Source organism: Natronomonas sp. (assembly GCF_046710025.1).
Classification (GTDB): Archaea; Halobacteriota; Halobacteria; order Halobacteriales; family Haloarculaceae; genus Natronomonas.
The window spans coordinates 1-4,273 of the sequence record NZ_JBKEGK010000219.1 but is presented as its reverse complement, the minus strand read 5'-3'; the positions used below and the strand labels follow the sequence as shown (position 1 = coordinate 4,273).

Sequence of the window (4,273 nt, the reverse complement as noted above, 5' to 3'; positions counted from 1 at the left end):
CTCCGAGTGCGAAACTACAGGTGTATCGACGACTCGGGCTGGGTCAGCGTCGACGATTTTACCTGTCTCATCGGGAAGAACGAGTCGGGGAAAACTGGATTTATGCGTGCGGTCGAAAAGATCAATCCCTCATACCAGTCCGACGGATACACGCCGTACGAGGAATACCCCCGGCGAGAGTGGCCGGCGTACAGCGACCGACACGGGGACGATCCGGATGTCGTCGCCAGCGCCCGGTTCGGCCTTGATGGGGCTGAGGCCGAGCAGATCGAGTCGGCGTACGGCGACGGGGTACTGGCGGATCGGGAGGTAGTCGTCCACAAGGACTACCAGAATGAACTCATCTGGGACCTCGAACTCGACGGATCGGCGTGCGACCGGTATTTCTCCGACGGCGGGGCGTCAATCGACGTGGATCCGGATCAGGACGACACCCCGAGCGCGGAGGCGATTCTCTCGGCGGAGATCGGGTCGACGATACTCGAGGGTCGGCTCCCCGAGTTCCACTACGTCGGGGAGTACTCGATCATGAATGGGACGATCAAGGTCAACGAACTGCTCGAACGGCGCGACGCCGGATCACTTACACCGGGAGACAGGGCGTTTCTCGCCGTACTCTCCGTTGCGGGGCTAGATCTCGAGGAGTTCGAGGACGTGGACGACTGGCGGCGAAAGACGACAGAGTTGGAGACAGCATCAAATGCGATCAGCGAACGAGTGATGCGGTACTGGAGCCAAAGCGGCAGTATTCGGATCCGGATCGAGGCGATGGCGGGCAGCGAGGCCGACGCGGAACTCCTCGAGATCCGCGTCGAAGACCGCGAGTCGGGTGTCACGGTCGACTTCGAACAGCGCTCGCACGGGTTCCGGCGGTTTTTTTCCGTGTTCTCGCAATTATCGGAACTCCGGCGCAGCGACGACGATATGGTGTTGTTGCTCGACGAACCCGGGCTCAACCTCCACGCACGGGCGAAACAGCAGTTCCGCTCGTTTCTCAGAACCGAACTGGCGGAGTCGCACCCGGTGGTGTACACCACCCACTCACCGTCTATGATCGATCCGGAGACGGTCCACCGGACGAAGATGGTGATGGCGGAGCCACGGGGGGAGACAAACGTGTTCACCGACATCACGCTCGCGGACGAGTATACGAAGTTCCCGCTTCGGAACGTCTTTGAGGCGGATCTGATGGACACGCTGCTTGTCCGGCCGCAGACGCTGCTTGTCGAGCAGAAGGCCGATCATATCTACCTCTACGTTGTGTCGAAGTTGCTTCGGGACGACGGCAATGACGGGCTCGACGACCGCTGGACAGTCGTTCCGATCACGGCCGCGGAGAACATCGACAGTTTCGTTTCGCTGTTCGGTGAGGATGCCCTTGACGTGGCCGCGTTGTTGAATGAGTCACCGTCGAGAGGCGGTGGCGGGCGAGGCAGCGACGGGGAAGGCGATATCCGGATCAGACTCGTTTCGGAGTACAGTTCATCAACGGATCGAAGCACCATCGAGGACGTCTTTTCCGACCAGTTCTATTTGAGCGTGGTCAACCGGACGTACTCGACTGTGATCTCGGAAGCCGACAGAACCCCCGAGCGGATCACTGCCGAAGAACTCGGCCTCGCGGAGTCGGAGACGCCGATCGTGCGCCGGCTTCAGGCGTATTTCGAGAGTCACAACATCGGTACCGGGGAGTTCGATCGGCGCGAACCGGCGCTGTACCTCCAGCGGAATCGCCGGGAGTTCGCCGAGGAGCTAGACGGCGAGACGCGGCGGAACTTCACCCGGCTGTTCACCGATCTGAACAACATCTTGGAGTCGTTCGAGGGCGTCGAGCCACGCAGTCGGTCGATACTGCAGACGCTCGGACTTGGGTGATTCCGTACGGGCGTGCTTGGAGGTCGAACGGAGCAACGTCGGGAGACACCGCGGAGAAACCGTCTTTGGCTACCGAGCGCGCTTCGGTTCAGGACGCTCGAGTGCCGATGGGTCGAACTCGGTATCCCACTTCTCGGCTTCGCTCACGATATCGTCGTAAATGTGGGTTTCGTCGGACTGGTAAAACCGGCTCCCGAACTTCTGGTGCCCGATCAGCTCGTAGCTGCCGGTGTCGAGCGAGACGACGAGCACACCTTCGTCGAGATGGTCGTATATTAGTTCAGCAAAGTCGATTTCACCGTCGGTAAACGAGACGATGACGTCCCCGGTGTATATTTTCGGCTCGTCCATGTTCTTCGGAACGAACGACGTCTGTCGCCCGATTGACGGGAGTTCCGGGAGACCGTTGACCGGAAGGTCGCTTTCGTCGTTGTCCTCGTGGATCACGATGTTCCGCCGCTTGTCTTTTATTTGATTCATTCCAACAAAACGTGCGCCGCCTGAAAATTTATAGTATTTTGTTACTAGTTTGATAAATTATACCAGGATGAGAGTCAAGCGCGGACGAACAAAGTCGTCGGCAGCGAATCCGTCACGTCGGTGGACAGATATCCAACTGCGTACGAGTGACGACCGCGTCCTGCGAAACGCTATCGATCCACAGCCGGAACGGACGGTCGGTGTCGTGTTCGATCACGATTTTCCCGTCGGCTTGCTCAACCGGGATCTCGGCTCCGTCAGCAGTGCTCGCTGAGGCCCCCAGAAGGCCCCCTGAGACGGTGGCCTGTATCCGGTACCCGTCCGAACGAACGGTTGTTTCGAAGGCGTCGATCTCGTCGCCGCTTACGATGGTTCGGTCAACGCCATACGTTGAGTCGTGAACGACCGCCGGATCCGCGTCGAACGCTTCACAGCCGAACTCACCGAGGAGTTCCCGATCGGCCGCCGGATCCGGCGGGTCACCGAGAAATATCGTGTAGAGACCGGCGGCACCTATCGCGACCGCACCGAGGCCCACGATAACAACGGCGGCGAAGACGACGCGGTACAACCAGCGGCCCCCGGACATGTCCGAGCGTTCGAATGTTAGACATAAAACGGCCACGGCTCCACCACGGCAGACCTGCCGTTCCATCGCCCATGTTAGGTGCTCTCGTCCAGTTTGCTCGCGGCTTCGTACGTCGGGTGTGCCGCCCAGATGATCACGGCAACGCCGAGCAGACCGAACAGGAGGTTTGGCAGTTCGTATCCCGCCGGGACGAGGAGCGGACGGACGAGATTGAAGCCGACGATGAGAAAACCAATCGTCAGTGCGCCGGTTCCGGCGGCGGCGATACGTTTGAGTTGCGCCGGATCATCGGTTTCTACTTCGAACATGAGCTAAGCGAGGAACGCCACTCACTCTTTGTTTTAATTGTTTTCGACATGGTTCTTACAGGTCCGTTTCGGTTGATGTCGCCTCCGTGCGGTGCCGAACCGACGGTGCAGTCGGTATCCGAGCAACAAAAATAAGACGCGGCCGAGCGGCGACGGGTTAGTTGTCTGTTAGTCGTCCGCCGGGATCGCATCGGATGTGGCGCCGTACGTCGTGCCACCACTGACCGTGTCAATGTTATTGATGACGTAGTTGATCACCAGGAACGAGAAGCCGTACTTGGCGACGACGTCGAAGGCGCTGTAGCCCCACGAGGTGACGCCGACAGAACTGATGACTGCGACGCCCTCGTTGCCGAGCGCCCACCAGATGGTGTACCCGAACCAGAGGATGACCGTCAACAATTTCAGCGTATTGAAGATGTCCGCTGTTCCGGCAGCCTTTGCGTCCTCAGGCCACTCGACCAGCAGGATGTACACGACGACCAAGAAGAACGTACAACTGATCGCGTACCAGAACCACCGCATCAGGTGTGCCGAGGTCGTCAGCGCGGCCGCGAGCCCCGTGATCATGATTCCGATATCGAAGACGATGGCAGTGAAGATCTTCGTAACGTTCGAGCCGGCGATCAGGCCGAGTGCCAGCAGGATGAACGGCGTCGACAGCGCCCACGTCAGATACCGACCCCACAGGCTGATCGTTCCCTCGTACTCCGCGCCGCCAGCAAGCTGGGTCGTCTCCCCAGCCATCGCATGGCCTTCCGGCATTTCGAGGATGCTGATCGTGAGGCCGGACGCCAATCCGGTGTAACTGGCGACCGAGACGGCCGATACCATCATCACCGAAACGATGATAAGCTGCCCGCGGGGATCCTCAACGTTCCGGCCGAGGAACGCGAAGAACAACAACGATAGCCCGGCGAGTGCGATATTTATATAAATCGAACTCCCGAGTGCCGCGTCATTTAAGACGTGGGTGAACAGTTCTTCTTGCGATGCTTGAAGTGCGATTGTCTGTAGCTCG

Annotated in this window: 5 protein-coding genes; 1 reads left to right on the top strand and 4 read right to left on the bottom strand. The window is 59.4% G+C overall.

What is annotated here, in order from left to right; translation table 11 throughout:
• Positions 1-1,875 (top strand): ATP-dependent nuclease (locus tag ACI944_RS12365; RefSeq protein WP_411719347.1); only part of this gene is annotated, 1,875 nt, incomplete at its 5' end.
• A 69-nt stretch (positions 1,876-1,944) separates the two neighbouring features.
• On the opposite strand, the gene ACI944_RS12360 is transcribed toward ACI944_RS12365, so the two are convergent.
• The 4 genes from ACI944_RS12360 to ACI944_RS12345 form a co-directional block, all read right to left on the bottom strand.
• Positions 1,945-2,355: a hypothetical protein gene (locus ACI944_RS12360; RefSeq protein WP_411719346.1), complete on the bottom strand. Its 411-nt coding sequence runs from the start codon at positions 2,353-2,355 to the stop codon at positions 1,945-1,947.
• Positions 2,356-2,467: 112 nt separating this feature from the next.
• Positions 2,468-2,944 carry a hypothetical protein gene (locus ACI944_RS12355; RefSeq protein WP_411719345.1) on the bottom strand — a complete coding sequence of 159 codons (477 nt, stop codon included), beginning with the start codon at positions 2,942-2,944 and terminating at the stop codon, positions 2,468-2,470.
• Between the two features lie 74 nt (positions 2,945-3,018).
• Positions 3,019-3,252: a hypothetical protein gene (locus ACI944_RS12350; RefSeq protein ID WP_411719344.1), complete on the bottom strand. Its 234-nt coding sequence runs from the start codon at positions 3,250-3,252 to the stop codon at positions 3,019-3,021.
• Positions 3,253-3,420: 168 nt separating this feature from the next.
• A complete protein-coding gene (locus ACI944_RS12345; protein ID WP_411719348.1) occupies positions 3,421-4,260 on the bottom strand; it encodes a bacteriorhodopsin in 840 nt (279 codons plus the stop codon).
• Positions 4,261-4,273 lie beyond the last annotated feature (13 nt).

Bases quoted from the DNA above. Each gene is read 5' to 3' on its own strand.
- ACI944_RS12360 (WP_411719346.1), bottom strand. From the start codon at position 2,355: ATGAATCAAATAAAAGACAAGCGGCGGAACATCGTGATCCACGAGGAC.
- ACI944_RS12355 (WP_411719345.1), bottom strand. From the start codon at position 2,944: ATGTCCGGGGGCCGCTGGTTGTACCGCGTCGTCTTCGCCGCCGTTGTT.
- ACI944_RS12350 (WP_411719344.1), bottom strand. From the start codon at position 3,252: ATGTTCGAAGTAGAAACCGATGATCCGGCGCAACTCAAACGTATCGCC.